Source organism: Arthrobacter sp. GW822-FHT05G07 (genome assembly GCF_058799755.1).
The window spans coordinates 1-581 of the sequence record NZ_JBXALT010000030.1; the positions used below are offsets into that span (position 1 = coordinate 1).

Below are 581 nucleotides of genomic sequence, written 5' to 3' on the forward strand. Positions count from 1 at the left end.
GCACCTGAAGGCCGTAAGTTGCTGCGCGTTGAGCAGCGTAACTCGGCGGTCCCGGTTGAACGTAAGCCCGAGTGGATCAAGGCCAAGGTCCAGATGGGGCCGGAGTTCGTCCAGCTCAAGAACCTGGTGAAGAAGGAAGGCCTGCACACGGTGTGTGAAGAGGCCGGCTGCCCGAACATTTTTGAGTGCTGGGAAGACAAGGAAGCGACGTTCCTGATCGGCGGGTCCGAGTGCACCCGGCGCTGTGATTTCTGCCAGATCGATACCGGCAAACCCTCCCCGGTGGACATGTTCGAACCCACCAAGGTGGCCCGCAGCGTGCAGGCGATGCAGTTGCGCTACGCCACGGTGACCGGGGTGGCCCGTGATGACCTGGCCGATGAGGGTGTGTGGTTGTACGCCGAAACGGTCCGGAAGATCCATGAACTGAACCCGGGCACGGGCGTGGAGTTGCTGATCCCTGATTTCTCCGGCAAGCCCGAGCACATCGCGGCGATCTGTGATTCCAAGCCCGAGGTGTTCGCGCACAACGTGGAGACCGTGCCGAGGATTTTCAAGCGGATCCGTCCGGCGTTCCGGTA

General features: G+C 61.8%; 1 protein-coding gene. It reads left to right on the plus strand.

The annotated features are described in order from the left end of the window. On the plus strand, window positions 1–581 hold a 581-nt coding region (locus AC1RJY_RS24005), incomplete at both ends, for a lipoyl synthase (RefSeq protein WP_498603725.1).